A 23,956-nucleotide genomic window follows, 5' to 3' on the forward strand; every position below is an offset into this window, starting at 1 on the left:
AAAAACGCGAAGTATTTTTTGGTGTTTACTTTAATTCTTCAAGCGAATAGAATTTTGCCGGTCTAAGTCGTTTGTATTCTTCAGATTGAATATCAATGTGTGAATAATTAATCAAGTAATTTTCTTTTCGCACATTGTTAGTTACGATAGGATTCTCGTTCAGAATGATAAATCTATTTGTTAGGAATGAATTACTTTCAACAAATCTTACATTTTCAACTGATGTAATACTTTTGAGAGCAGGTTGAGCTGCCGGCCGTGTACTTCGCGGGATTGTTTGAAGTATCAACTTATTATTAGTCTTTTTCATACGATAACTTGCAAAAGAAATTAAAAGCAGAAATATTCCGAATAATGAAAATAAAAAAACCGATGATTCAATAATTTGAAGTAATTCCATTTTGTGTTCCTTTGTTGTTAATTGCAACTAAGGTTTCAAATCGCATACCAGCAAAATTGGTCAGTTTTTAAGTCATTTTTCATCTATTACATTCCAAGTTGAGAAATCTTTTCAAATTGGGAACAATTACGCTGATTGTGTAAGAGTTCGACGGAATAAAATAAAATTGTTTTTGCAAAGGTTCTTTAATAACTTAACGCTCTAAATTAAAAGGATTTATGGAAAGGAATGCCAGATGACCAAAGCTGACATAGTAGATAAAGTCGCAAATGGTACAGGACTCACTAAATTAGAAACTGAAGCTATAATTGAAGGTTTTTTAACAACAGTTATCGAAGCACTGCGCGAAGGTAAAGGAATTGAAATACGCGGCTTCGGAAGTTATAAAGTTAAAAAGAAAAACGCCCGCAATGCAAGAAATCCAAAAAGCGGGCAGAAAGTATTTGTGCCTGAACATTTCGTTCCGACATTTAAATTCTCAAAAGATTTTAAAGAGATCGTTGATGCTGGAATGAAAGGAAATATTAAGGAGAATTCATAAGTGCCTCGCTTTTGCTCTTCGTGCGGATTTGAGATTTCGGGTGAGTTTAAATTTTGCCCTCAATGTGGTGTTGAATTAAATAATATAACAGAACCCATTGAGAACGGAATTGAAAATGTTGAAACAAGTGAAGAAGTTTTTATCTGTCAAAATTGTGGTGAAGAAAATCCGGTATCCGCTGAAGTATGTGCTGGCTGCGGTGCAAAGCTGTCTGGTGAGAATGTCAAAGTTCAAAAACGGACTGAAGCAAAACCGGAATTAAAAGTAAATAAAATAGTTGAAGAGCAAACCAGGAAAACTAATGTAAAGAATATTCATCATAAGCCGGTTACGAAAAAGCATACCAAGCACGATAGAAAAATTGCAGCACCAAATCAAAATAAAATGCTCGATTCAAAAAAAATAATTATTACTATAGCCGCAAGTGTTATAATTATTTTCATTTTATTAGTGCTTACCGGAAAAATAAATCTGTCGGGTTCAGAGGAAGTGGTACAGAATAATGTAGTTCAGGAAAGTTCATCCGGTGTAGATCTTAACAATGTACAAAAGATTAACGAGCTGGAAGCACAGGTAAAAGCGCGCCAAATAATACTCAACTATTGCTGCAGCTTGCACACTTAAAAAATGATTCCGGATTTTATGATAAAGCGATAATTGATTACACACATTATCTCGAAGTGAATCCTTCGGATGCCGATGCAAGAATTGATATGGGAGTGTGTTATTACAATTTGCAAAACTATCCTAAAGCAATTGAAGAAATGGAAAAAGCACTTACATATCAGCCAACACACCAAATAGCACATTTGAATTTAGGGGTAGTTACAATGGCTTCCGGAAATATAGAAGCAGCAAAGCAGTGGCTGGAGAAAGCAGTAAAATTAAATCCTAACACTGATGCAGGAAAAAGAGCACAGGAATTATTAAGTTCAAGATTAATTAAATAAACGGAGAAAAAATGCCTTGTGGTAAAGAGAAAACGACATAAAATGTCAACTCACAAAAGGAAAAAACGATTACGAAAGAATAGACATAAAAAGAAATTAAGATAGTCATTCAATCTCAATTCATTTTTTAATAAGGCGAAGGACATCACTTCGCCTCAATATTTTGTAATCCAAAATTAATAAGCCAACTTAGCTCAGCTGGTAGAGCAACTCATTCGTAATGAGTAGGTCGCCGGTTCGATTCCGGCAGTTGGCTCGAAAGGGAGAAAGAGGAAGAGGTAGAGCATCCCGATGCGATCGGGAAGGTCACTGATAGGATTCCGGCAGTTGGCTCGAATGTGAGAAAGGGGAAGAGGTAGAGCATCCCGATCCATCGGGAAGGTCGTCGGTTCGATTCCGGCAGTTGGCTCGGAAGGGAGAAAGAGGAAAGGGTAGAGCATCCCGATGCGATCGGGAAGGTCACTCATTGATTCCGGCAGTTGGCTCGGAAGAGAGAAAGGGGAAAGGGTAGAGCATCCCTATCCAATTGGGAAGGTCACTGATTGGATTCCGGCAGTTGATTTTAAAAACGCACTTTTTAATCCCCATATCCTCATAAATTTTCAATATCCAGTTAAACGTTTTACAAACCGTTTTTAGCATTACCTCAAGAACATTAAAGCGAAAAAGACCAACCAAGACTGAGCACATCTTTCTAAATAATCATAAGCAATGGGAGTATAATAGGTAAGCAATAGGTGTATAATAGGTATACAATAGGAGCGTATGTGGAAAGTTATAGCTAAGAAATATGAATGAAATACATTTATGATTACGCATTGCGAGTCATTTTATCAAGAGACGCACATTTTTATTAATATATACTCTTAAGAGGCACAATTTTGCCATTACTCTAAAAAAAAATTTCGGAATCATTTCTTTGAATCAAATTTAACTATCTTTATTTTTTCCGCAAAGGTTGGAAGTAAATCTTTAACCGGATATTATATTTATGTTTTGATAAACATTATTTGTGAAATGAACGGCCGAGTTGATGGAAAAGAATTAAACTTTAACAATTAAAATTAAAATGAAAAAACAAAAAAATATTCTCCTCTCCTTCGTAGGTACGAATGATGCCGGTAAATTAAAAGGCTTAAACGATGGTGCTATATTATCAGCTTTAGCTAATCAAAAGTTTGATGAAGTGATTTTATTATGGAATAAGTCCAGTGTTAAAGAATATAATTATCTGGCAATTTCCAACTACATAAAAGATGAAATCACAGAGAGGAAGCTCGCTAAACGAACTGATATATTTGAATTACCAATTAAAGATGTTACCGACCACAATCAAATCTATCTTACCTTAAAGGAATTCACAGACAAACTTGATAAGTCTGAAGATCTGCGCTACACTGCGGTTATCTCATCTGGAACACCTGCAATGCAAGTTTGCTGGATATTGTTGTCTGAGTCGGGAGATTTTTCATTATCAAGTAAGTTAAATCTCATTAAAGTAAAAGATCCCAAATTTGGTAAATCAGAAAATATTCCTGTTAAAATTGACACGGCACTTCCCAAAATTATTCGTTTGAAAGAAGAAGTCGAGAATCTTAAGAAAGATTTAATACCCGGCGCAGCTATTACAATAGCAAAGCCCGGACTAAAAATTGGAGAGATAGAAATTATACTCTCCCCAATGGAGTTGACCTACTACAAATATTTCGTTGAAAGAATAATTGCGGGAAAAGGCGATGAGAAGTTTTCTGGTTTTAATACTTCTAATTCTTTTCTTGAAAGAATAATAGAAATACACGAAGAATTATTTCCTGATCTTGATTCGAACAGAATTGAGTTAATAAGTATTCTTAAGAAAAATATTGGTTTGTCTATTTATACCTTCAGGGGAAATATTTCAAAGCTGAATAAAAAGATAAAAAACACTTTGCAGAATAATACGATAGCAAATACTTTTGAAATTTCTTCCGAAGGTGGAAGAGGTGCTAAGTTTTATGGAATTAAAGCACCAAAAGACAAATTGATAATTTTAAATTGAAAATTGCCGCAACATTGCCAAGATGAATGAGTATTGAATATTTCATAGTTTAGCGTTCAGAAAGATGAACAATAACTATGGAAACAAAAGAAGGTAAATATTTGACAAAAAGCCAACTGGGGAAGTAATTGATCATATACGATCAAATACAAATTGTAGTTATACGATTTCACCCAGAAGCCTTGAATTGGTTGCTGTTAATAATTTTTTGTTTCTCAGCTTGGAGTCGGAAGATAAACTAAGAGTGCCGGTTCGGACATCATTCTTAAGAAAATTACTTCGATGGCACAAAATGCCGGAGAATCTAAATAAAATTCTTGCTGATGATCTTTTTCTTAAGGTTGTTAATGAATTACTTCATAAAATTAAATCACGTGAGGTAAATGTTAAGACAGAAAACAATGAAGCTCTGACTATAACAAGCCAGTTGTTTACTGAGTTTAAGGACTTAGAAGTGTTTGGTCTTATAAAAAGTCTTAATATTAAATGTATATCAAGAAATGATTATATGACACGTTTCTATACAGATAAAAAAGAAGAAGCCGCACCCGCAGTGGGCGATTTCTGTGGATTTGGTTTTGATATTGTAAATTCTGAAACGGGTTTTTCTTCTTTGTCTTTCAATCATTTTATTCTAAGATATATTTGCAAAAATGGAGCAACAACTCCAATAAATATTTACGATGCAAAGAAATATCATTATTCTGAAACAAATAAGTCGCTCGGTAAATTTTTAAACACACAGCTAAATAATTCTGACCAAAGCAGGAAACAATTAATTCAATTTCTTAAAAAGAGTAATGATCTTGAAGCGATAATGTATAAAAGCAGCGCAATTTCGAAATTAAATTATACTTTAGGTGGTTGGCAGGGTAATGAGTTTATGAAAGACTTTGTTTGGCAAAAAAGCAAATATGATTTGTTTAACTTTATAACTCATAAAGCAAAAGTATTTGAGATTACTAAACGTTACCAGCTTGAAAGATTAGCTGGAGAAATAATACTAAATTGACAGCATAAGTTTTATGGACGCAAAAAAAATAAAATTTAGCCCAGGTGTCGGTGGCTGGAATAATCGGCGAAAAATCAGAATAAATAATTTCGGTCCATCAAAATGGATGACTTCATTGACATTAAGAGAATAACCCTACTCTTTTGGTAAAAACGGAACGGGGAAGAGTTCCTTCATCAAAGCAATAAAGTTTTTAGGACAAAATCTTTTTCCAGCTCAAAGTGGTCAGACGATATATAATTTAGATCATAACATAGATCTTGGTGATTTCAAACAGATCGTTTTCCAGAATAAAGTACAGGATAAAATCAATATAGATTTCGAGGAATATTGGGAGTCTTATACTGAATCTGATAGTGAAAGAAAATCAAACATAGTTAATTACAGATTAAATACTCTTATAGAGGATAATGAAGAGGGTAAAAACTTTCGTTCAATTAAAATCACCGATTTAAATAGTGGTTTGGAATTTGAAATTTTCCCTAGAGAAAAAAACGAATACGATGAAAGTTTTATAATTGATTTTGCAAATAGAGAAGTTTCAAAAGAAGAAAGTAAATTATCAATTGAAAGATTGTTCGACGGGGCACTCGTTGGGTACTCTGGTTATCCTGACAATAGTATTGAGATTAATCGAAATTTAAAAGTGATCAAATCAGAGCTTGAAAAGTTTATTAAATATTTAGATGTGCTTCCATTTTTTAACACAAAGGAAGATTTTCGTTTTTCATATTACAACCAGTTAACAGAATATTTAGGGTATGATGTTGAACAAAGAAAAGCTATTGAAGATTTTGTTAATCACTTCGTAAAAGATATACCAACGTTAGCAAAAAAATTCTTTAATCATTGGTATGTATCACCTGTTAGGAAGAAGCCAAAAAGTAAATCTGAATTGATCAGCAATAAATTTAATTTCAAAGAGTATTTTGGAATACCTAGCCAAGTTGATTTTAGAAATCAAAGATACAATAAGTATTATCCCGGAAATGGTATGAATGATATTCTACAATTTATCAATAAATCGCTATCGGATCTCGGACTAGGCAAAGAATTTATTCTTACGAAAAGTAATGGGTTTGGAAGTGTATTAATAAAAGATCTTCAGGGGGTTGACCACAATTTGGCTGAATCAAGCAGTGGGCTTATTCAAATCATTCCTATAATAGTCGCTTCCTACAATGCATTATACGAGTATAGTGATTTTGTTACTATGTTCGATAAAGATGATTCTACAGACGTAATTATCATTGAGCAACCAGAACTCATCTCCATCCTTCCTTACAAACTAAGCTAGTTGAATTTATAAAAGAGGGGATGGGAACTTACATTATAGAAACACATAGCGAACATATTATTCGTAAGATCCAAGTATTGATTGCACAAGGCAAATTAAGTAAAGAGAAAGTTGCAGTTTACTATTTTGATAAGGATGAAAAAACGGGAATTACATCGATTAAAGAAATGGAAATGGAAGACAACGGCTTCTTTAAAGAACCCTGGCCTGATGGTTTTTTTGATGATAGTTATAATCTTGCACGCGAACTAATTTATGCAAGGAAGAATTGATGTATCAAAATTTAGTTGTAAGTCCATTATTCTTGAAGTGTTTTACACCTCTTGAAAGTGATAAGGCATTTAATATTATGGCTAATCTAATAACTGAAATATTTCTATGTGACAGAGATAAAAAATTATTAGAGGAGTATGATAAGCTGAAAGAGAAACATAAACATACACCACAATCATTTCTATTCATTGAAAGTTTTATAAATAATGTGACACTAGGAAAAATAAAAATAGCAGAAAATATTACAGTTAAAAATCGTAAAGATGTGGATTGGAATTTATACGAATCTGAAAAATCAATTGTAGCATTCGATGAATGGAAAATCATTTTAACAAATGACTCAAATCCTGAAATGAAAATGAAGTTGGAAAGTGAAGTTAGTATTGAACTTTCTGATACGAACAATTATTTGATTCCTGCCGAAAAATCTAGAATAAGAACCATTCAGAGAATTAATAAACTACCAGATGATGAATTTGATTTTAAAAATTGGCTGCAAAAATTTCTTATTGACACTAGAAATTTAATAATACACGATGGTTATGCTTTTGCTAAGAGAGAGATTAGAGATGTCGAATTTATTATTGATACCCTCCCAAAAGGATCAACGGTTAGCATAATTACTCTCACAGACAAGGCGAGAAATGGCTCTAGATATAATGATCTTAATGATGGAATAGTTGCAGAAGAAGAACTCCAAAAATTAAAAAATAGATTTCCTCAAAAGATAATTAAAGCTGAATTCAGAGAAGAGAAGAAACTTATAGAAGACAGACACTTGCAAACAGATAAATTCATTATCGATACCGGGCACGCTCTTGGTTCGACGTACAAGGATATACCAACTGGTAAGATTCTGTGTAGGAAACAATTCACTATTACAGTATCAAGATTACCTATGTGAAATGTTAAATTCTGTTTACTACTCTGAAATAATTTCAACAATCCAAGATCAAATCCACAATCAAACAATTGAAAAATCAAACTTATTTGAATTCACGACTGATAATTATCAATTTGTTTTGGCGGGTTATCCGATTTGGAAAGCTTTCGTAGCATATCGGAATAGCAACATCCGGATTGAATCATATTTCAGAAGTGATGTTGGCAAAAGAATTTTTTATTCACAAAAGCTATAAAAAAAACACAAATAGTATTAAATAAAAATTCTCTTCCTGATCAATCAAAATTTACTTAAAATTACCCGCTTCTTTCTCTCTTAATGAATGTGATAAAAAATTTAATAAATCATTGGCAAAATTTTCAAGTTTATGAATCCTTTTGAAGTTTTTGATAAATCTAATTTATTTTTACTGAGAGAAGACGACTATAAATTAGCTTTAGCGGGATTTCCGGTTTGGCGTGCATTTATATCTGATGCAGAAGCTGATATCTGGATTGAAATCATTCCTGCAATTGATGTTGCAAAAAAAATAATAATCCTTCCTCAAAAAAAGAAAGTTCAGAAACAACTTCAAGGAAACTTACATAAAAATGAACCGGAACCTGACCTTAAACAAAAGAAGCCTGAAATTGATCCCGAGGTGGTTAAGAATTTTTTTGGATCAATTCCGTCCAACGTAATTGAATCTGTTTATCGTTTTCCAGATTCGCATTGGGAACTTATTAAGGCAGTTAAGTTTATTGGTGATGATTTCATCTCACTGTTAAAAACAAATCCAAGTCTTGCATATATAATTATAAACATGGATAAACTGAATCCGTCCTTTTTATATTATGCTAACGTAGAACTTTTTCAGAGAATGATTAAGACAAAACGAAAAGAAATACTGCGATTGAGCGGATTCCCGGACTCACCACAGATGGTTAAAATATTTTCAAAAATTGATCCTAATGATTTAGATTTTAAAATGCTAATAAAACTAAAAAAGTGTTTTAGCATCCGCACCCTTAATGTTAGAACGAGTCACTCACATACTTTCTTTTGCAAAAAAGATAAATAAAAATCTTCTTCATTTTGTGTCGTCCACTAATAATCTGCTCTCAAATGTATCGGACAATCTTGTATTTGAATTATCAAACTCAGAATCATATTTAGAAAAATATTCATTGCTTCAGCAGATGTACAAAAACTCAATTCAGTGGAAAGTCAGGTTACCCGAAATTGATTCTGTGGAAAATATTGATAAGCTTAAAAAGCGATTTGATGAACAGGTAAAAAAGAAAAAAGAGAAATTAGAAAATTTTCCCACCCCACCATTAGAAGACAGCGAATTTATTAAAGCAATAAGAACAGATCGTGAACTGTTCTCATGGTCGAAGCGGCAGCAAAATTGTGTACGAACTTGTTCCTACAAATTGTTGGATGGCAGAAATTATTATTATAGAGTTTTCTATAATGATGAGGAAGCTACATTAGAGATTAAAAAGTTTGGAGATAAATATCGGCGGGGTGATTTACTTGGATTAAGAAATTGCCCGGTTTCAAATGAACTCTCGGTAATTGTAAATGAATGGATAAAAAGAAAATAATAAAAAAATGAGCGAATGAATGTTTCAACTTCTTGTGGAGAATCGGATTATTAAATTTTCATTGATAGTAATAAGGCAATAACATAAATTTGCAGTGTAAATAAGAAAGGACAATGACCAAACCGTCATTAAATATTAAATCGTTTTTTCAGGATAAGCTGAGAATTATTCGGGAAGGTATTATTATATGTAACCACTGATCTTCTTTTTTATTCATAATAAACCCTCCTGCATCCCCAACTTAATTCTTTAAAAACTCTAAACTGAAAATTACATTGCTTCAATCATGCCAGCATTATTGAATGATTGAGTCATGTTATTTCTATTAATAAACTCATTCAATAACTAATTTGAAAGGAATGCCTATGCATTAACAGAATTGGATTCATTCGAACGAAATAATTATAAACTAAATGAAAGGAAAGTATTATGCAATAAAAGATCAGCATCCTTTGAGGTGTTGTTAATAAATTTTTTTACACATAAATAATAGAATGGATAAAAATATGTTATCAGAAATTATTTCTTTCCAGACCAATGGAATTGTTTCAGTAGTAGAGTTCAATACAAAAAAAGTTAACACGATAGATTATATTTCCGGCGCATCGGCAATGGCGAAAAATTATATCGAGGTAAAGGAAATCAGCCAATCAGGAAGCGTGAATAACTTAGTAGTAGAAAACAATTCAGATAAATTTGTTTTCTTATCCGACGGTGATATTCTCTCAGGGGCAAAACAGAATCGTGTGTTAAATACATCTGTATTTCTATCTCCAAACAGTAAAAAGCTAATTCCTGTCAGTTGTGTTGAATCCGGAAGATGGAGCAGTGTAACTTCAACATTTAAATCTACCGATTATACCTCACCGATAAATCTCAGGGCAAATAAAGCTAAACAGGTAAATAAAAATCTTGAAAATGAGCAAGGGTACTATTCCGATCAGAATGAGGTATGGAATATGGTGAAATCGTATTGTAAGGATTCGGCGGTTGACTCGGTTACTCAGAATTTGTCGGATGTCTTTGAAATAAAGAAAAGTAATATCGAGGCATTTAACAAACCTTTACAGGCATCAGAAAAGGCAAATGGTTTGAGCATATTCATTAAAAAAGAACTTATATCAATCGAAGTTTTTAACCGTACCGATATTTATAAAGAATATTTTAGCAAAATATTAAAAGGGGTCTCAGCAGAAGCATATTACTTGAAGGAAGAAGTTGAAAAACTCCAGGAAGCGGAAGCGAGATACAAGACTAATGTGTTTTTTGATGAGTTGGGAAATAGGATCTTCAAAGAATTTCCTGCTGCCGGGACCGGAACGGAGAAAAGATACTCATCGGATGATTTTTCTGGTTTCGCTTTGGAATATGAAGGTCATTTAATTCATCTGGCTATGCTGAGTCTGGCTAGAAAAAAATAAATAAAATTTGGCTATCTCGTAAGTCGTGTTTTGCTTGTCATTTCCGTGAAAGCGGGAATCCAAAACATCAAATATGAAATGGATAGGGCAGTTAATAGCTGCCCTTTTCATTAACAAAATTGTATTTACTTTTCTGATTTTCGCAGCCTGCCGGTTTTAGGCTGCTTTGATAGTCATAATTTTTAGTAACTCTATTTTTAACTTACCTTAAGCAAGAAAACCTCAAATGACATTCCGTGGCAATGCCATCCGAATCTCAAATTATTGAAATTTTAGATGCTGAATAGAAATGCGATCAGAAGATTGAGGCAGTCTGCACATTTAATTTTCAGTTCGATAGATCAAATATCTGTTTCCCTCCAAAAATATTTCTAAAAAATTATTTTCTTTTTTGAAGATTTTTCTTGACTTTGCTTAAAAAAATGCATTATTTTGGGGTGTAGTGGGGAAAAGTGGTGATAAAAACCAAAAGAAAGGCAAAATGTTCAGAGGTCAGCATCTTTATACAGTGGATTCAAAAGGTCGGGTAAGCATCCCGGCTAAGTTACGAAAGCAAATTTCTCCGGAAGCAAACGATTCATTCGTTATGACGAAGGGGGGAGCTGCGTGCATAGACGTTTATCCGATGGACCAATGGAATATACTTGAAGATAAGCTCAAATCGTTAAATCCCTATGATTCTACCCATGCTAAATTTATTAGAATGATTTTACAATTCGCTAATGAAGATTCACTCGATGCTCAATCAAGGATAATGATTCCACCCCTCCTTTTAGATTATGCCGGTATAAAAAAAGAAGTGCTTGTGCTTGGTGCATTAAAAAAGATTGAACTCTGGAATCCTGAAACTTATGAGAAGTATATTAATAATTCCGGCGAAACTTTCGAAGAGATTGCCCAAAAAGTAATGACAATGTAATGAATGAACATCATCATCCTGTAATGCTTAAAGAAACTATGGATTATTTAATCAATAATATTGACGGAACATATTTCGACGGAACTCTGGGATTTGGCGGACATACTAAAGAGATCCTTTCACGGCTCAATTCCAGGGGAAAGGTAGTAGCAACGGATGTCGATTCTGAGGCTTTGAATTTTTGCCAGGAGAAATTTTCCGGCGATGATAGAATTAAACTTTACAATTTCAATTTTTCCCAGATTGATGTAATCTCTAAGCTTGAATCAATTAAATCGTATGACGGTATAATGGCTGATCTGGGTGTATCCTCTTTTCAATTGGATAATGTTGATTCAGGGTTCACTTTCGTCAGGACGCATCACTTGATTTACGGATGGATAAAAATCTTTCGCTTACGGCTGCGGATATAATCAATTCTTATCCTGAAAGCGAACTGGCAAATATTTTTTATCAATTCGGTGAAGAAAAAAAATCACGTATCATTGCTTCTCGAATCAGTGAACAAAGAGATGCTAAAAAATTTGTCACAACTTTTGATCTGGTTAGAATAATTGAATCATTAGTACCTGAAAATTTTAGAGTAAAAACTTTATCACGAATATTTCAGGCACTAAGAATCTGTGTGAATAACGAGCTTGAAAACTTGAAATTATTTTTAGGTAACTCTATTAACCTGCTTAGAAGCGGAGCGAGAATAGTTATACTTTCCTATCACTCATTAGAAGATAGAATCGTTAAAGATATTTTCAGATATGAATCACTTGATTGCATTTGCCCGAAAGATTATCCTATTTGTAAATGTGATAAGGTGAAGAGACTGAAAATAATTACGAAGAAGCCATTGCTCCCTTCTAGTGAGGAAATCACTGCTAACAGACGATCAAGAAGTGCAAAACTAAGAGTTGCCGAGAGGATATGAAAAAAAGCGCCAAACCATTTCTGTTATTTGCAGTAACCTCCATCCTTTTGATAACGGCTATTTTTTTACTTGCTGTTGGATTAAAAATTAATTACGAAGAAATGACTAAAGAAAAAGATAAAATGGAGCAAACATTAAATGCAGCTAAGTTAAGAAAAATTGAGCTTACTGCTGAGTTCCAGTCAGTCACATCTCCGGAAAACATTATTCCCGCAGCATTGTCCTTAGGGCTTATTCAAAGGACTCAGCCTCAACAATTAGTTTATGCAGATTCTGAAAAAATTGAGAATATAAATTTGATTCTGAGAGAAAAATATGAATAACAAGCGTGCACTAATAATAGTGCTTTTAGTTTTTGCAGTTTTTATCAGTTTGATTTTTAAGCTTACTGACATTCAAATTATTAAGAGCGAAGAATTAGGTTATTATGCTGATAAGCAGCACGTTAAAATAGAAGTAGTTAAAGCCGACAGAGGGCTGATTTATGATAGGAACAATGTACTTCTTGTTTACAATCATAACGACATCTCGTTTTTTGTTGATCTTAGAATGACAAGCAAAAAAGAGAAAGAATTAATCGCAGATAAATTTTCAAAAGTGACGGGTAAGTCAAAATCACATTATCTATCACTGATGAATAAAACCGGTAAGAACATTTGTCTTGAGAAAAAAGTATCAGCTGAAAAATCTTTGTTACTAAAAGAACTTAATTACAGCGGACTATTCTGGAATGAAGACCCAACCAGGGTTTATCAATATTCAAATCTGGCTTCCCACATCCTTGGATATGTTAGCTCTGAGAACACAGGTGTCAGCGGAGTAGATAAATTTTTTAACGAATATTTATCAGGCGTTGATGGATCAAGAACGATAGAACGGGATGCAATTGGAAAAGTGATTTCTATTGATGAGGAAAATAATATCCCGCCCGCTTCCGGATACAATCTTGTGCTTACGATTGATAAAGCATATCAGACAATTCTTGAAGAAGAATTAAGCGATGGATTAAAAGAATTTGGTGGTACTTCAGCAATTGGAATTGTTATGGATCCAAACAATGGCGAAGTATTGGCACTGGCTAACATTAATGATTTTAACCCAAACGAATACTGGAAATATTCTGATGATGATAGACGTGACAAGGCGATAACCGATACTTACGAGCCGGGATCTACTTTTAAACCCATCACCCTTGCGGCTCTATTAGATCAAAATCTTATAACAGAAAACGAAAATATTTATTGTGAAAATGGTAAGTTTAAATTTAAGGGAGTGAATATTTCAGATACACATCCAAATGGATCTTTAAAAGTCAAAGAGGTAATTGAAAAATCAAGTAATATTGGAATGACAAAACTTAGTCAAAAGATTGACAGCGAAACACTTTATAAATATCTGCGAGGGTTCGGGTTTGGAAATGTTACTTCAGTACAACTGCCCGGAGAAGTCAGAGGTTCATTAAAAAAAGCAAACGACTGGTCGCCTATTACAAAAGCATTCATCTCGTTTGGTTATGAAATTTCAGTCACACCCATTCAAATGACCGCTGCATACTGCGCATTAATTAATGGCGGTATTTTATTTCAGCCTCAGATCGTTAAGAAAATTTATCAAAGCAAGACTGATTATTTAGTTGAAAATAAACCCGAGACAATTAGAAGAGTTATTAGTGAAAAAACATCTGATAAAATTAGATCAATCCTAAAGGGTGTAGTAGAAAAAGGTACCGGCAAAAATGCATCACTCAAGCAAGTAGAGGTTGGTGGAAAAACAGGAACCTCACAAAAACTAATTGACGGTAATTATTCTAAATCAGAATACAATGCTTCTTTCGTTGGTTTTTTCCCGGTTGATAATCCCCGGGTGGTTATTTATATCCTGGTAAACTCACCCGTTAAAGCAAAGTACGGCAGTGCAGTTGCAGCTCCAATATTTAAAAAAGTTGCTGAAAGAATTTATTCTTATGATCTAAAGCACTTTGAAAACCCCGCGAATAATACATTCCCTGAAGAAAACATTCGCAGTGTCAAGAATGATAATTCTAAAAAGAAAAATGAATTTATTTTTACTAATAAATCCGACAGAGAAGCGGCTATCATGCCGGATTTAAGAACTCTCAATATTAGAGATGCTTTAGTTGTGATTAGTAAAATTGGAATCAAAAGTATTGTAAATGGATCTGGAGTTGTCTTTAAGCAGAGTATAACTCCGGGCACAAAGATTAAACCGGGATCTGTTTGTACTATTGATTGCAGACAGACTGAAATTAAAGGGACAACGGTTTATTAAATGGAATTAACTCAGTTAATAAATAGCATAAAAGTTATTAAAATTGTTGGCGAGATTCAGCGCATTGATGTCTCTTCGATAACTTATGACTCACGGAAAGTGAAGAAAAATTCTGTCTTCGCAGCGATTAAAGGATACAAGTCAGACGGACATAAATTTATTCTAGAAGCTGTAAGCAAGGGGGCAGTAGCGGTGATACTCGAAGATGAGACTAACGCGCCCGATAATATTTTTATTCAAGAAAAAGTATTAAAAATATTAGTTAAAAATTCCCGGAAGGCTATGGCGGAAATATCGAACGTCTTCTTTAAAGAGCCGTCGAAAAAGTTAAAACTTTTTGGTATAACGGGAACCAATGGAAAAACCACCACGAGTTATATTATCAGAAATATTTTAGAAACAGCGGGTGAAAAAACCGGATTGCTCGGAACTATTTCCAACTTTATCGGCAATAAGGAAATTAGTTCTACATTAACAACACCCGAATCCAACGAATTAAACGAACTTCTTTTTGAAATGTACTCTGAGGGATGTTCAAGCGCAGTAATGGAAGTTTCCTCGCATTCGCTTGTATTGAATCGGGTTCACGATATTCATTTTGAATATGCTGTGTTCACAAATCTAACTACCGACCATTTAGATTTTCATCAGAACTCTCAAAATTATTTCCAAGCTAAAAAAATCCTTTTTGATAATCTAGGTGCCGGCTCCAAAAGCGTCTATAATTTTGATGATCAATTCGGAGAAAAAATTATTTCCGATAGCCGGGCTAAATGCTATTCTTATGGCGCCGCAACAAATTCTGATTTCCATATTATGGATATTAATTTTGATCTAAACGGAACAAGATTTACCATTGAACATAAAAATCATAGCTATTCAATTTCCACCAGCCTCATTGGTGAATTTAATGCTTACAATGTTTGTGCTGCTTTTGCAATTACTTTATTAGCCGGAATTGATACAGAAAAAATTCTTCTTGGAATTAAAACTACCCCCCAGGTGCCGGGCAGGTTTGAAGTGCTGTCTAATGCTGATAAAAAAGTAATTATAGATTACTCTCACACTCCTGATAGTTTATTAAAAGCGCTCCAAACAATTCGAAAACTCTCAAGCGGCTCACGACCTGTGTACACTGTGTTTGGCTGCGGAGGCGACCGCGATCAAACAAAGCGTGCTGAAATGGGTCGTATTGCTTCATCACTAAGTGATAAAGTTATCATCACGTCGGATAACCCCAGAAGTGAAGATCCTATCCAGATAATAGAAATGATACGATCAGGAATCACATCAGAAAACTTTAGCGTTATTGAGGATAGAGAAATGGCAATTAAAAGTGCAATTGAGAAAGCAGAAAAAAATGCCGTTATACTTATTGCAGGAAAAGGACACGAAGCCTACCAGGAAATAAAAGGCAAACGTATTTCGTTTAATGATAAACTTAAAGCGCAGCACTATTTATCAAGATGAAAAATATTTCTATTACACTACAGGATTTGTTTGATTTAAAAGGAGCAGAGATAATTAATCCTCAGTTGTATAAAAGTGCGAATAATGTTTCAACAGACTCACGTGCTTTGAAAAAAAATTCAATATTCATTGCCATTAAAGGAGAGAGATTTGATGGGCATAAATTTATTGAACAAGCTATTAAAAATGGTGCTTCAACCATCATTGTCGAGAAAAAGAAAATTCGTGAATTACCTGAATTGGATTGTACAATTGTTGTTGTTCCAAATACAATAAAGGCTCTTGGTGAATTAGCAAAGTCTTGGCGAAATAAATTAAATGCAAAGGTCATTGGGATAACAGGAAGCAGCGGGAAAACAACTCTTAAAGAAATGATTGCGTCTATTTTATCGGAAAAATTTAAAGTGAGCAAAACTTTTTTAAATGATAATAATCATATCGGCGTTCCACTTACCATCCTCAATACAAAGGGGAGTGATGAAATATTAGTCGCTGAATTAGGCAGTAATCATTTCGGTGAAATAGAATACACAGCAAGTATTCTACGACCGGATTTAGCTTTAGTTACCAATATTGGAAATTCTCATTTGGAATTCCTCCATTCAAAAAAAGAAGTTTTGAAAGAAAAATCCTCTCTACTTAAAATTACAGATATTAATGGTGGGTTATCCTTTATTAATAATGATGATAATTTGTTGAAAAATTATTCTCGTAAATTATCCAACACCATAAGTTACGGGTTTGATAATTATTCTGACATCAACGGAAAAATCTTAGAGTATGATCATGATGGTAAAGCAATACTCGTTATACAAGGGATGGGGAAGAAACTAAAAATAGTTTCGCCGCTGCCTGGTGAACACAATGCACATAATTTGCTTGCTGCATTGTCTGTTGCACTATCATTAAGAATGACTAAATCAGAGATATTAAACGGAATTAAAAAAATTACAGCCACACCCAAAAGATTTAACATCATCAAACTTCCTCACGTAGTTTTAATTGATGATACGTACAATGCGAATCCAGAATCAGTTGCCTTCGCGATAGACACAATAAATAAATTTAATTCCGGACTGAATAAAGTTTTGATACTTGGGGATATGCTTGAACTGGGTTCACGGACGGATGAACTACATGCATCACTTTCTGATCAGATAAAAAAAAATAAAGCCATGCGTGTTTTACTGATTGGAAAATTGATGAAACACCTTTATCTGAAATTAATTGAATTAAAAATAAAATCATTTTATTTCAACACAAGATCACAATTGAATAAATACCTTGCTGCGGAACAATTTCGTGATACAGTAATTCTTATAAAAGGATCTCGCGGAATGAAAATGGAGGAGTTTGTTGACGTAATCAAGAGGGGGGCAGCGAAATAATGCTCTACTATCTCTTTGACTACATAAATAAAAATTTTAACCCGCCGGGTTTTGATATTTTTCGATTTCTGACATTCCGTTCAGCACTTGCTGCAATTACAGCGCTCACATTAGCACTCATACTAAGCCCAAAGATTATTGCTATTCTTCAGAAGAATCAAATTGGTGAAGCAAAAAAAATAGACGGTCCAAAGTTTCACTGGTCAAAAGCAGGCACACCAACCATGGGGGGAATAATCGTAATTATTTCCGTAGTTGTTCCTGTAATTCTATGGGCAGATATCAAAAGCACCTACATTATTTTAATCTTAGCCGGCACACTTTGGTTAAGTGCTGTTGGGTTTCTTGATGACTACTTAAAAGTAATTAAAAAATTTCCAAACGGATTAATAGGGAGATATAAACTGTTAGGTCAAATATTAATTGGTTTGGTAGTTGGCAGTGCAATTTATTTTCTTCCTGAATTTAAAGATTACGCCACTTTAACTACAGTGCCGTTTTTAAAGAATGTAAATTTAGATTTTTCTGTTCTGTACATCCCGGTTGTTGTTTTTATAATTACTGCAACATCAAACGCAGTTAATCTAACCGATGGGCTTGATGGACTTGCAATCGGAATTATTGCAATTGTAATGATCGCATTAGCACTTCTTAGTTACTTCAGTGGGAATGCCATATTCTCAAATTATCTCAACATTATTTATTTACCGGGCAGCGGGGAGTTAACAGTGTATGTCTCAGCTTTAGTTGGAGCTTCACTTGGTTTTTTGTGGTACAATTCCTATCCTGCTCAGGTATTCATGGGCGATACAGGGTCACTTGCACTTGGAGGTGCATTCGGGATTTTAGCTGTGTTGATCAAAAAAGAATTATTCATCCCCATCCTTGGCGGTATATTTTTTATCGAAACCATATCTGTAATTATTCAACGTGTTTATTTCAAATACACCAAGAAAAAATATGGTGAAGGCAAAAGAGTTTTTAAAATGGCTCCAATACATCATCACTTCGAAATGAAAGGTTGGGCTGAACCCAAAATCGTAATGAGGTTTTATATCATCGCAATTGTTTTAGCAATTATAAGCCTCGTTTCATTTAAGATAAGATAATGGAAATAAAAGGTAAAAATATTTCAGTGATTGGTGCTGTAAGAAGCGGAATTGGCGCTGCTAAGTTGATAAAAAAACTTGGTGGAATTCCATTCGTAAGCGACAGTTCTGATACTGAAAAACTGCGTCAATCAGTGCAATCGCTCACTGATGAAAATATTGATTTTGAACTTGGAGTTCATACCGATAAAGTTTACAATTGCACATTGATGATTGTAAGCCCCGGGGTGCCTTCTGATTCTTTTGTTGTTAAAAAAGCACTATCAAAAAAAATAAAAGTGATTTCTGAAATAGAATTAGCGGCAGCATTTTGTAAAGGAAATATTATTGCAATCACCGGCACCAATGGTAAAACAACAACTACTACATTATGCGGCTACGTTTTTAATCATTGTGGAAAAAAAACTTATACAGCAGGTAACATTGGAATTGCATTTTCTGAAATAGCTTTGGATGTAAATAAAGATGAGTTTGTCGCTCTTGAAGTTTCAAGTTTCCAACTAGACTTTATTGAAAAATTTAAACCAAAAGTTGCAATCATTCTAAACATTACGCCTGACCACTTGAATAGATATGAAAATAAATATGAAAACTATGCTTTATCTAAATTAAAAATATTTGAGAATCAGGATCACTCAGATTTTTTAATCATGAATAGAGATTCAAAAGATTTAATGAACTTCTTCAAAAGTTCTGGAAGTGTAATTGTTAACTTTTCAACCTCAACTAAAATGTCTGACGGCTGCTGGTATGAAAATGAAACTGTCAGTTTTCAATTAAGCGGTTATGAGAAATTTAATTGCAGACGCGGTGATATTTCTCTGCCCGGTGAACATAATTTATCGAACGCCATGGCTGTAATTTGTGCTGCTAAAATATTTGGATTGAATTCTGCTAAAATTATTGAAGCATTAAAACTATTTAAAGGGGTGGAGCACAGACTTGAATTCGTACGTGAAATTGATGGTGTGGAATACATTAATGATTCAAAAGGAACCAACGTTGATTCTGTTTGGTTTGCTCTTAGGAGTTTTGATTCGCCTATCTTTTTAATTCTTGGCGGACAGGATAAGGGAAATGACTACAATCAAATAAAAGATTTAGTAATTGAAAACGTAAAAAAGATTTTTGCAATCGGTTCATCAGCAGAAAAGGTTTTTAATTTCTTTCACGCTTTTGTCAAAGTTGAAATAAAAGAATCTTTGCAATCAGCAGTCTTATCTGCAAATCAGGAAGCCAGAGAAGGGGAAATAGTTTTGCTCTCTCCAGCATGTGCAAGTTTTGATATGTTTGATAATTATGAGCACAGGGGAAAAGTCTTTAAGGAAGCAGTATTTAATTTATAATGAAAAAATTAGCAATAACCATATTTGTTTCTTCATTCGCATTAATGATGCTTGGACTTGTTATGGTAATGAGTGCAAGTTCGACTTACAGCGCACTAAAGTTTGATAATACGTTCTACCTTTTTGATGAACATATTAAAAAAGTAGCAATTGGGTTAGTCTTTTTATTTGCTGCTGCTATAGTACCTTATAATTACTATAAACGAATTGCTAAACCTGCAATATTCGTTACAACAGTTTTGCTCGTATTAACACTGATCCTATCCGTCAGTCTCAAAGGGGCAAGCAGGTGGTTGTCGGTCGGTGGTTTCACTTTCCAGCCTTCAGACCTGGCAAGATTGGTGCTGATAATATATCTCGCATATTTTATTGAGAAAAAGGAAGAGGTAATAAAAAGTTTTAAATATGGATACTCAATTGCTATTGCGTGGATAGCAGGTATTGCCTTGCTAATCTTAGCTCAACCAAATGTCAGCAGTGCCACTCTAATCAGTTTTATTGGAATTATGGTTTTATATGTGGGTGGGGCAAATGGAAAACATATAGCTGCAACTTTAGTCCCGGGAATTTTATTTGGCGGCGGTATGGCAATGGTGTTTTCTCATTCAAGGGAAAGAATTATGGATTATGTTAATTCAATGCTTAATGGTACGCCATTAAACGATCAGGTTAAGCAAGCATTAAGAGGATTTGGCAGCGGCGGTATTTTCGGAGTCGGAATCGGACACAGTCAGCAGAGCAACTTATTTTTACCCGAGGCTTATGGCGATTTTATTTTTGCAATTATTGGAGAAGAAGCCGGTTTTGTAGGAGCATTTCTAGTAATTGCTTGCTTCTTCACGATTTTCTTTTGTGGAATAATGATTGCAAAAAAAACTAAAGATAAATTTGGACAGTTGCTTGCATTTGGCATCACGCTAAACATTTCAATTTTTGCATTTGCAAATATGCTGGTAGCTACCGGAATGATTCCCACCACAGGATTACCACTCCCTTTCATAAGTTACGGCGGTACCTCATTGATTTTTATTTCTATTTCGACGGGCATTTTGATGAACATTGCATTTACAAATGCCTTAATAATTAATAAGGAACGAGTTGTAAATAATACATCACCAGTAAACGAAGAATTGGTTAATGAATTCTCAAAATAAAAAATATAAATTCTTATTTGCCGGGGGCGGCACAGGCGGTCATCTATTTCCTGCTATCGCTGTTGCTGATAAAATTAAATCCATTGCACCAGATTCGGAAGTATTATTTATCGGTACAAAATCAAAAATAGAAGGAAGGGTTGTTCCAAAACTTGGTTATAAGTTTAAATCAATTTGGATTAAAGGTTTTGCACGAAAATTATCACCTGAAAATATTTTATTTCCTTTGAGATTAATCATTTCCGTCATACAGTCGCTTGTGATTAATCTTAAATTCAAACCTGTTGTTGCTATTGGCACGGGGGGATATGTTTCCGGCCCTGCTATTTTTGCAGCTTATAAAACAGGCGCCAAAGTATTTTTACTTGAACAGAATAGCTTCCCGGGAATTACTACCCGCCTCCTTGAAAAATATGCTGATGAAATACATTTAAGTTTTGAAGATTCAAAAAAATATTTTAAGAATAAAAATAAACTTTTCATTACGGGCAATCCGATTCGCGAAACACTCGGTTCTATCACTAAAACTGAAGCATTGAGAAAGTTCAATCTTCAAACAAATCTTAAAACTCTTCTAATACTCGGCGGAAGCCTTGGCGCTGATTCAATCAATAAAACTTTAGCCGCAAATATTTTATTGCTGAAGGAAAAAAACTTGCAGGTTATTTGGCAAACTGGTAGTGAGTATTATGAAAGCTATAAAAAATTTTTTGATGATCAGATTAAAGTCCTTCCGTTTTTAGATGACATGAATGCAGCTTATGCTGCTTGTGATTTGTTATTAGCCAGGGCGGGGGCTACTACTATTGCAGAAATTCTTTTACTGGGCGTTCCCTCTATATTGGTTCCCTCACCCAATGTAGCAGGGAACCACCAGTACTTCAACGCCAAATCACTTTCTGATCACGAAGCAATTATTTTATTAGACGATAAAAATTTAAAGGAAAAATTTTTCAGCTCGATAATTTCAACTATTTTTGACAGCGAAAAACTATTTCACTTGAAGAATAAATCTCTTGAATTGGCAAAACCCAATGCAACTACCATTATTGCCGAACGCATTATTCAAAAGGCGGGGTGTGCATGACTAATTTAGAGAATCACAGCAGTAGAATATTTAAATACAAGATGTCATTTTATTATCAATCTACTATAATCTATTTCAGTGTGTTCTGTATTTATCTTTTAATACGCGAAGAATTTGTTGAGAACTCATTCACACTCATTATTAAAGATCCTATACTTTATGCATTGGCATTGATTGTTATCATTTCTATAGCATCATTGTTCTATAACCTGATATTAAACAGGCATCTTCAAGTATCTGAACAAGAAATATCTTTTATTAAAAGAAACAAAAAGAAGTCATTCAATTTTAAAGATATAAAAAATATAAAAATCATTCGATCTCAAAACATAAGTATAGGTAAGTCATCACAGTTAATCAAGATTGCCGTTTCGGGAAGAAGAAAACCTGTGACTATTCGACCCTCCTATTATGAAAACGAGAATCAACTAATTGAAATATTTCAATCACTTAAAAATGAGTTAGTCTCCGACAATGTTTAAAAATATTCGCAAAATACATTTCGTAGGAATTGGAGGAATCGGCATGAGCGGGATTGCCGAAATTCTGTGGAGTCAGGGATTCATCATCTCAGGTTCGGATAGAAGTTTGACCGGAGTTACAAAACGACTTAGCGATCTTGGAATTAAAATTTATGAAGGTCATTCACCGGAAAATATTCAGGATATAGATGTGCTGGTTTATTCTTCTGCAGTAAGTGTAGATAACCCGGAAGTAAAAGCGGCAATTGAAAAGAAAATTCCTATTATAAAACGCAGTGAAATGCTTGCTGAAACCATGAGGATGAAGTATGGAATTGGTATAGCCGGAACACACGGTAAAACTACAACTACTTCAATGGTTGGGTTAGTACTTACAGCAGGGGGGATAGATCCTACAATCATTGTTGGTGGAAAATTAAGCGGACTCGGCGGGACTAATGCAAGGCTTGGCAAAGGTGAATTTATCGTTGTTGAAGCAGATGAGTTTGATAGAACTTTCTTAAAGCTTACACCCACCATTGCTGCACTCACTACATTAGAAAGCGAGCACCTGGATACTTATAAGGATCTTAATGATATAAAGGGTGCGTTTATAGAATTTGCAAACAAAGTTCCATTCTATGGTTTTGTGGTTTTGTGCCTTGATGAACCGGCACTGCAGGACATAATCCCGCAAATAAACAAAAAGATTTTTACTTATGGCTTAACAACTCAAGCTGATATCCGTGCAGTTGATATCGAGCATTCAGAATTTAATTCTACGTTTAAAGTAAAATATTTCGGTGAAGATATCGGCAAAATTACTCTTCAAGTACCGGGAATACATAATGTAAAAAATTCTTTAGTTGCAGTGTGTGTAGCTAAAGAATTAGGTATTGATTTTCAAGTAATTAAAAAAGCACTTGAATCTTTTACAGGTGTTTACCGTCGTTTCGAAATAAAATACAATAAGGAAATTTTAGTAATAGATGATTATGCTCACCACCCAACTGAGACGAGTGCCACACTTGCCGCAATCCGTGCAGGATGGAGCAGAAGGTTAGTAGCTGTATTTCAGCCTCATTTATACAGCCGCACAAGAGATTTTTATCAGGAGTTTGGAAGATCATTTTTAAACTCGGATGTTTTCATCTGCACTGATGTTTATCCTGCACGCGAAGAAGCGATTGAAGGAATTTCCGGACAAATGATTGCGGATGTTGCAAAAAAAATTGGTCATAAAAATGTTATTTATGTTGAAGACAAGCATGATCTGCCAATAGTACTTGCACAGATTAAAAAGGAGGGTGATATTATTGTGACAATGGGTGCAGGTGATATTTGGAAATACGGCGAGAAATTTGTAGAAACTTTAACATCTTAAAA

General features: G+C 34.1%; 23 protein-coding genes, 1 tRNA gene and 1 pseudogene. 24 read left to right on the plus strand and 1 reads right to left on the minus strand.

Going from position 1 to position 23,956, the window contains the following annotated elements; translation table 11 throughout:
* Positions 1-25 precede the first annotated feature (25 nt).
* Entirely contained in the window at positions 26-400 is a 375-nt protein-coding gene (locus IPH11_16770) for a hypothetical protein (GenBank protein MBK6915228.1), read from the minus strand.
* A gap of 235 nt (positions 401-635) precedes the next feature.
* On the opposite strand from IPH11_16770, the gene IPH11_16775 reads away from it, so the two are divergent.
* The 24 genes and pseudogenes from IPH11_16775 (at position 636) to IPH11_16890 (ending at position 23,954) form a co-directional block, all read left to right on the plus strand.
* Complete coding sequence (locus tag IPH11_16775) at positions 636-941, plus strand: integration host factor subunit beta (GenBank protein ID MBK6915229.1); 306 nt, start codon at positions 636-638, stop codon at positions 939-941.
* Positions 942-1,565 (plus strand): zinc ribbon domain-containing protein, encoded by a 624-nt coding sequence (locus tag IPH11_16780; protein MBK6915230.1) that lies wholly within the window; start codon positions 942-944, stop codon positions 1,563-1,565. It begins immediately after the preceding gene.
* Positions 1,544-1,891 (plus strand): tetratricopeptide repeat protein, encoded by a 348-nt coding sequence (locus tag IPH11_16785; GenBank protein MBK6915231.1) that lies wholly within the window; start codon positions 1,544-1,546, stop codon positions 1,889-1,891. The genes IPH11_16780 and IPH11_16785 overlap by 22 nt, the downstream gene beginning before the upstream one ends.
* Before the next feature lie 183 nt (positions 1,892-2,074).
* Positions 2,075-2,147, plus strand: a tRNA-Thr gene (locus IPH11_16790).
* An 813-nt stretch (positions 2,148-2,960) separates the two neighbouring features.
* The gene (locus IPH11_16795) at positions 2,961-3,929 is read left to right on the plus strand and encodes a hypothetical protein (protein ID MBK6915232.1); all 969 of its coding nucleotides are present in this window, start codon (positions 2,961-2,963) and stop codon (positions 3,927-3,929) included.
* 292 nt (positions 3,930-4,221) lie between these two features.
* Complete coding sequence (locus IPH11_16800) at positions 4,222-4,941, plus strand: hypothetical protein (GenBank protein ID MBK6915233.1); 720 nt, start codon at positions 4,222-4,224, stop codon at positions 4,939-4,941.
* A 463-nt stretch (positions 4,942-5,404) separates the two neighbouring features.
* Positions 5,405-6,238: a hypothetical protein gene (locus tag IPH11_16805; GenBank protein ID MBK6915234.1), complete on the plus strand. Its 834-nt coding sequence runs from the start codon at positions 5,405-5,407 to the stop codon at positions 6,236-6,238.
* Positions 6,239-6,258: 20 nt separating this feature from the next.
* A complete protein-coding gene (locus IPH11_16810; protein ID MBK6915235.1) occupies positions 6,259-6,510 on the plus strand; it encodes a DUF3696 domain-containing protein in 252 nt (83 codons plus the stop codon).
* Positions 6,510-7,415, plus strand: a complete 906-nt coding sequence (locus tag IPH11_16815; protein MBK6915236.1) for a hypothetical protein — start codon at positions 6,510-6,512, stop codon at positions 7,413-7,415. The genes IPH11_16810 and IPH11_16815 overlap by 1 nt, the downstream gene beginning before the upstream one ends.
* Before the next feature lie 367 nt (positions 7,416-7,782).
* Complete coding sequence (locus IPH11_16820) at positions 7,783-8,475, plus strand: hypothetical protein (GenBank protein ID MBK6915237.1); 693 nt, start codon at positions 7,783-7,785, stop codon at positions 8,473-8,475.
* Positions 8,426-9,004: a hypothetical protein gene (locus IPH11_16825; protein MBK6915238.1), complete on the plus strand. Its 579-nt coding sequence runs from the start codon at positions 8,426-8,428 to the stop codon at positions 9,002-9,004. The genes IPH11_16820 and IPH11_16825 overlap by 50 nt, the downstream gene beginning before the upstream one ends.
* 506 nt (positions 9,005-9,510) lie before the next feature.
* A complete protein-coding gene (locus IPH11_16830; protein MBK6915239.1) occupies positions 9,511-10,425 on the plus strand; it encodes a hypothetical protein in 915 nt (304 codons plus the stop codon).
* Positions 10,426-10,906: 481 nt separating this feature from the next.
* Positions 10,907-11,344 (plus strand): division/cell wall cluster transcriptional repressor MraZ, encoded by a 438-nt coding sequence (mraZ, locus tag IPH11_16835; protein ID MBK6915240.1) that lies wholly within the window; start codon positions 10,907-10,909, stop codon positions 11,342-11,344.
* A pseudogene (rsmH, locus tag IPH11_16840) lies at positions 11,344-12,266 on the plus strand (16S rRNA (cytosine(1402)-N(4))-methyltransferase RsmH). The gene mraZ and the pseudogene rsmH overlap by 1 nt, the downstream one beginning before the upstream one ends.
* Complete coding sequence (locus tag IPH11_16845; protein MBK6915241.1) at positions 12,263-12,589, plus strand: hypothetical protein; 327 nt, start codon at positions 12,263-12,265, stop codon at positions 12,587-12,589. The pseudogene rsmH and the gene IPH11_16845 overlap by 4 nt, the downstream one beginning before the upstream one ends.
* On the plus strand, positions 12,582-14,555 hold the full coding sequence (locus IPH11_16850) for a transpeptidase family protein (GenBank protein ID MBK6915242.1): 1,974 nt from the start codon (positions 12,582-12,584) through the stop codon (positions 14,553-14,555). Before IPH11_16845 ends, IPH11_16850 begins: the two co-directional genes overlap by 8 nt.
* Positions 14,556-16,025, plus strand: a complete 1,470-nt coding sequence (locus IPH11_16855; protein ID MBK6915243.1) for a UDP-N-acetylmuramoyl-L-alanyl-D-glutamate--2,6-diaminopimelate ligase — start codon at positions 14,556-14,558, stop codon at positions 16,023-16,025.
* Complete coding sequence (locus IPH11_16860; GenBank protein MBK6915244.1) at positions 16,022-17,413, plus strand: UDP-N-acetylmuramoyl-tripeptide--D-alanyl-D-alanine ligase; 1,392 nt, start codon at positions 16,022-16,024, stop codon at positions 17,411-17,413. Before IPH11_16855 ends, IPH11_16860 begins: the two co-directional genes overlap by 4 nt.
* The gene (locus IPH11_16865; GenBank protein MBK6915245.1) at positions 17,413-18,522 is read left to right on the plus strand and encodes a phospho-N-acetylmuramoyl-pentapeptide-transferase; all 1,110 of its coding nucleotides are present in this window, start codon (positions 17,413-17,415) and stop codon (positions 18,520-18,522) included. The genes IPH11_16860 and IPH11_16865 overlap by 1 nt, the downstream gene beginning before the upstream one ends.
* Positions 18,522-19,868: a UDP-N-acetylmuramoyl-L-alanine--D-glutamate ligase gene (locus IPH11_16870; GenBank protein ID MBK6915246.1), complete on the plus strand. Its 1,347-nt coding sequence runs from the start codon at positions 18,522-18,524 to the stop codon at positions 19,866-19,868. The genes IPH11_16865 and IPH11_16870 overlap by 1 nt, the downstream gene beginning before the upstream one ends.
* Positions 19,868-21,022, plus strand: coding sequence for a cell division protein FtsW (locus IPH11_16875; protein MBK6915247.1), 1,155 nt, complete (start codon positions 19,868-19,870; stop codon positions 21,020-21,022). Before IPH11_16870 ends, IPH11_16875 begins: the two co-directional genes overlap by 1 nt.
* A complete protein-coding gene (gene murG, locus IPH11_16880; GenBank protein MBK6915248.1) occupies positions 21,006-22,109 on the plus strand; it encodes an undecaprenyldiphospho-muramoylpentapeptide beta-N-acetylglucosaminyltransferase in 1,104 nt (367 codons plus the stop codon). The genes IPH11_16875 and murG overlap by 17 nt, the downstream gene beginning before the upstream one ends.
* A complete protein-coding gene (locus IPH11_16885) occupies positions 22,106-22,591 on the plus strand; it encodes a hypothetical protein (GenBank protein MBK6915249.1) in 486 nt (161 codons plus the stop codon). Before murG ends, IPH11_16885 begins: the two co-directional genes overlap by 4 nt.
* The gene (locus IPH11_16890; GenBank protein MBK6915250.1) at positions 22,584-23,954 is read left to right on the plus strand and encodes a UDP-N-acetylmuramate--L-alanine ligase; all 1,371 of its coding nucleotides are present in this window, start codon (positions 22,584-22,586) and stop codon (positions 23,952-23,954) included. Before IPH11_16885 ends, IPH11_16890 begins: the two co-directional genes overlap by 8 nt.
* Positions 23,955-23,956 lie beyond the last annotated feature (2 nt).

Source organism: Ignavibacteriales bacterium, from assembly GCA_016709155.1.
Lineage (GTDB): Bacteria > Bacteroidota > Ignavibacteria > Ignavibacteriales > Ignavibacteriaceae > JADJEI01.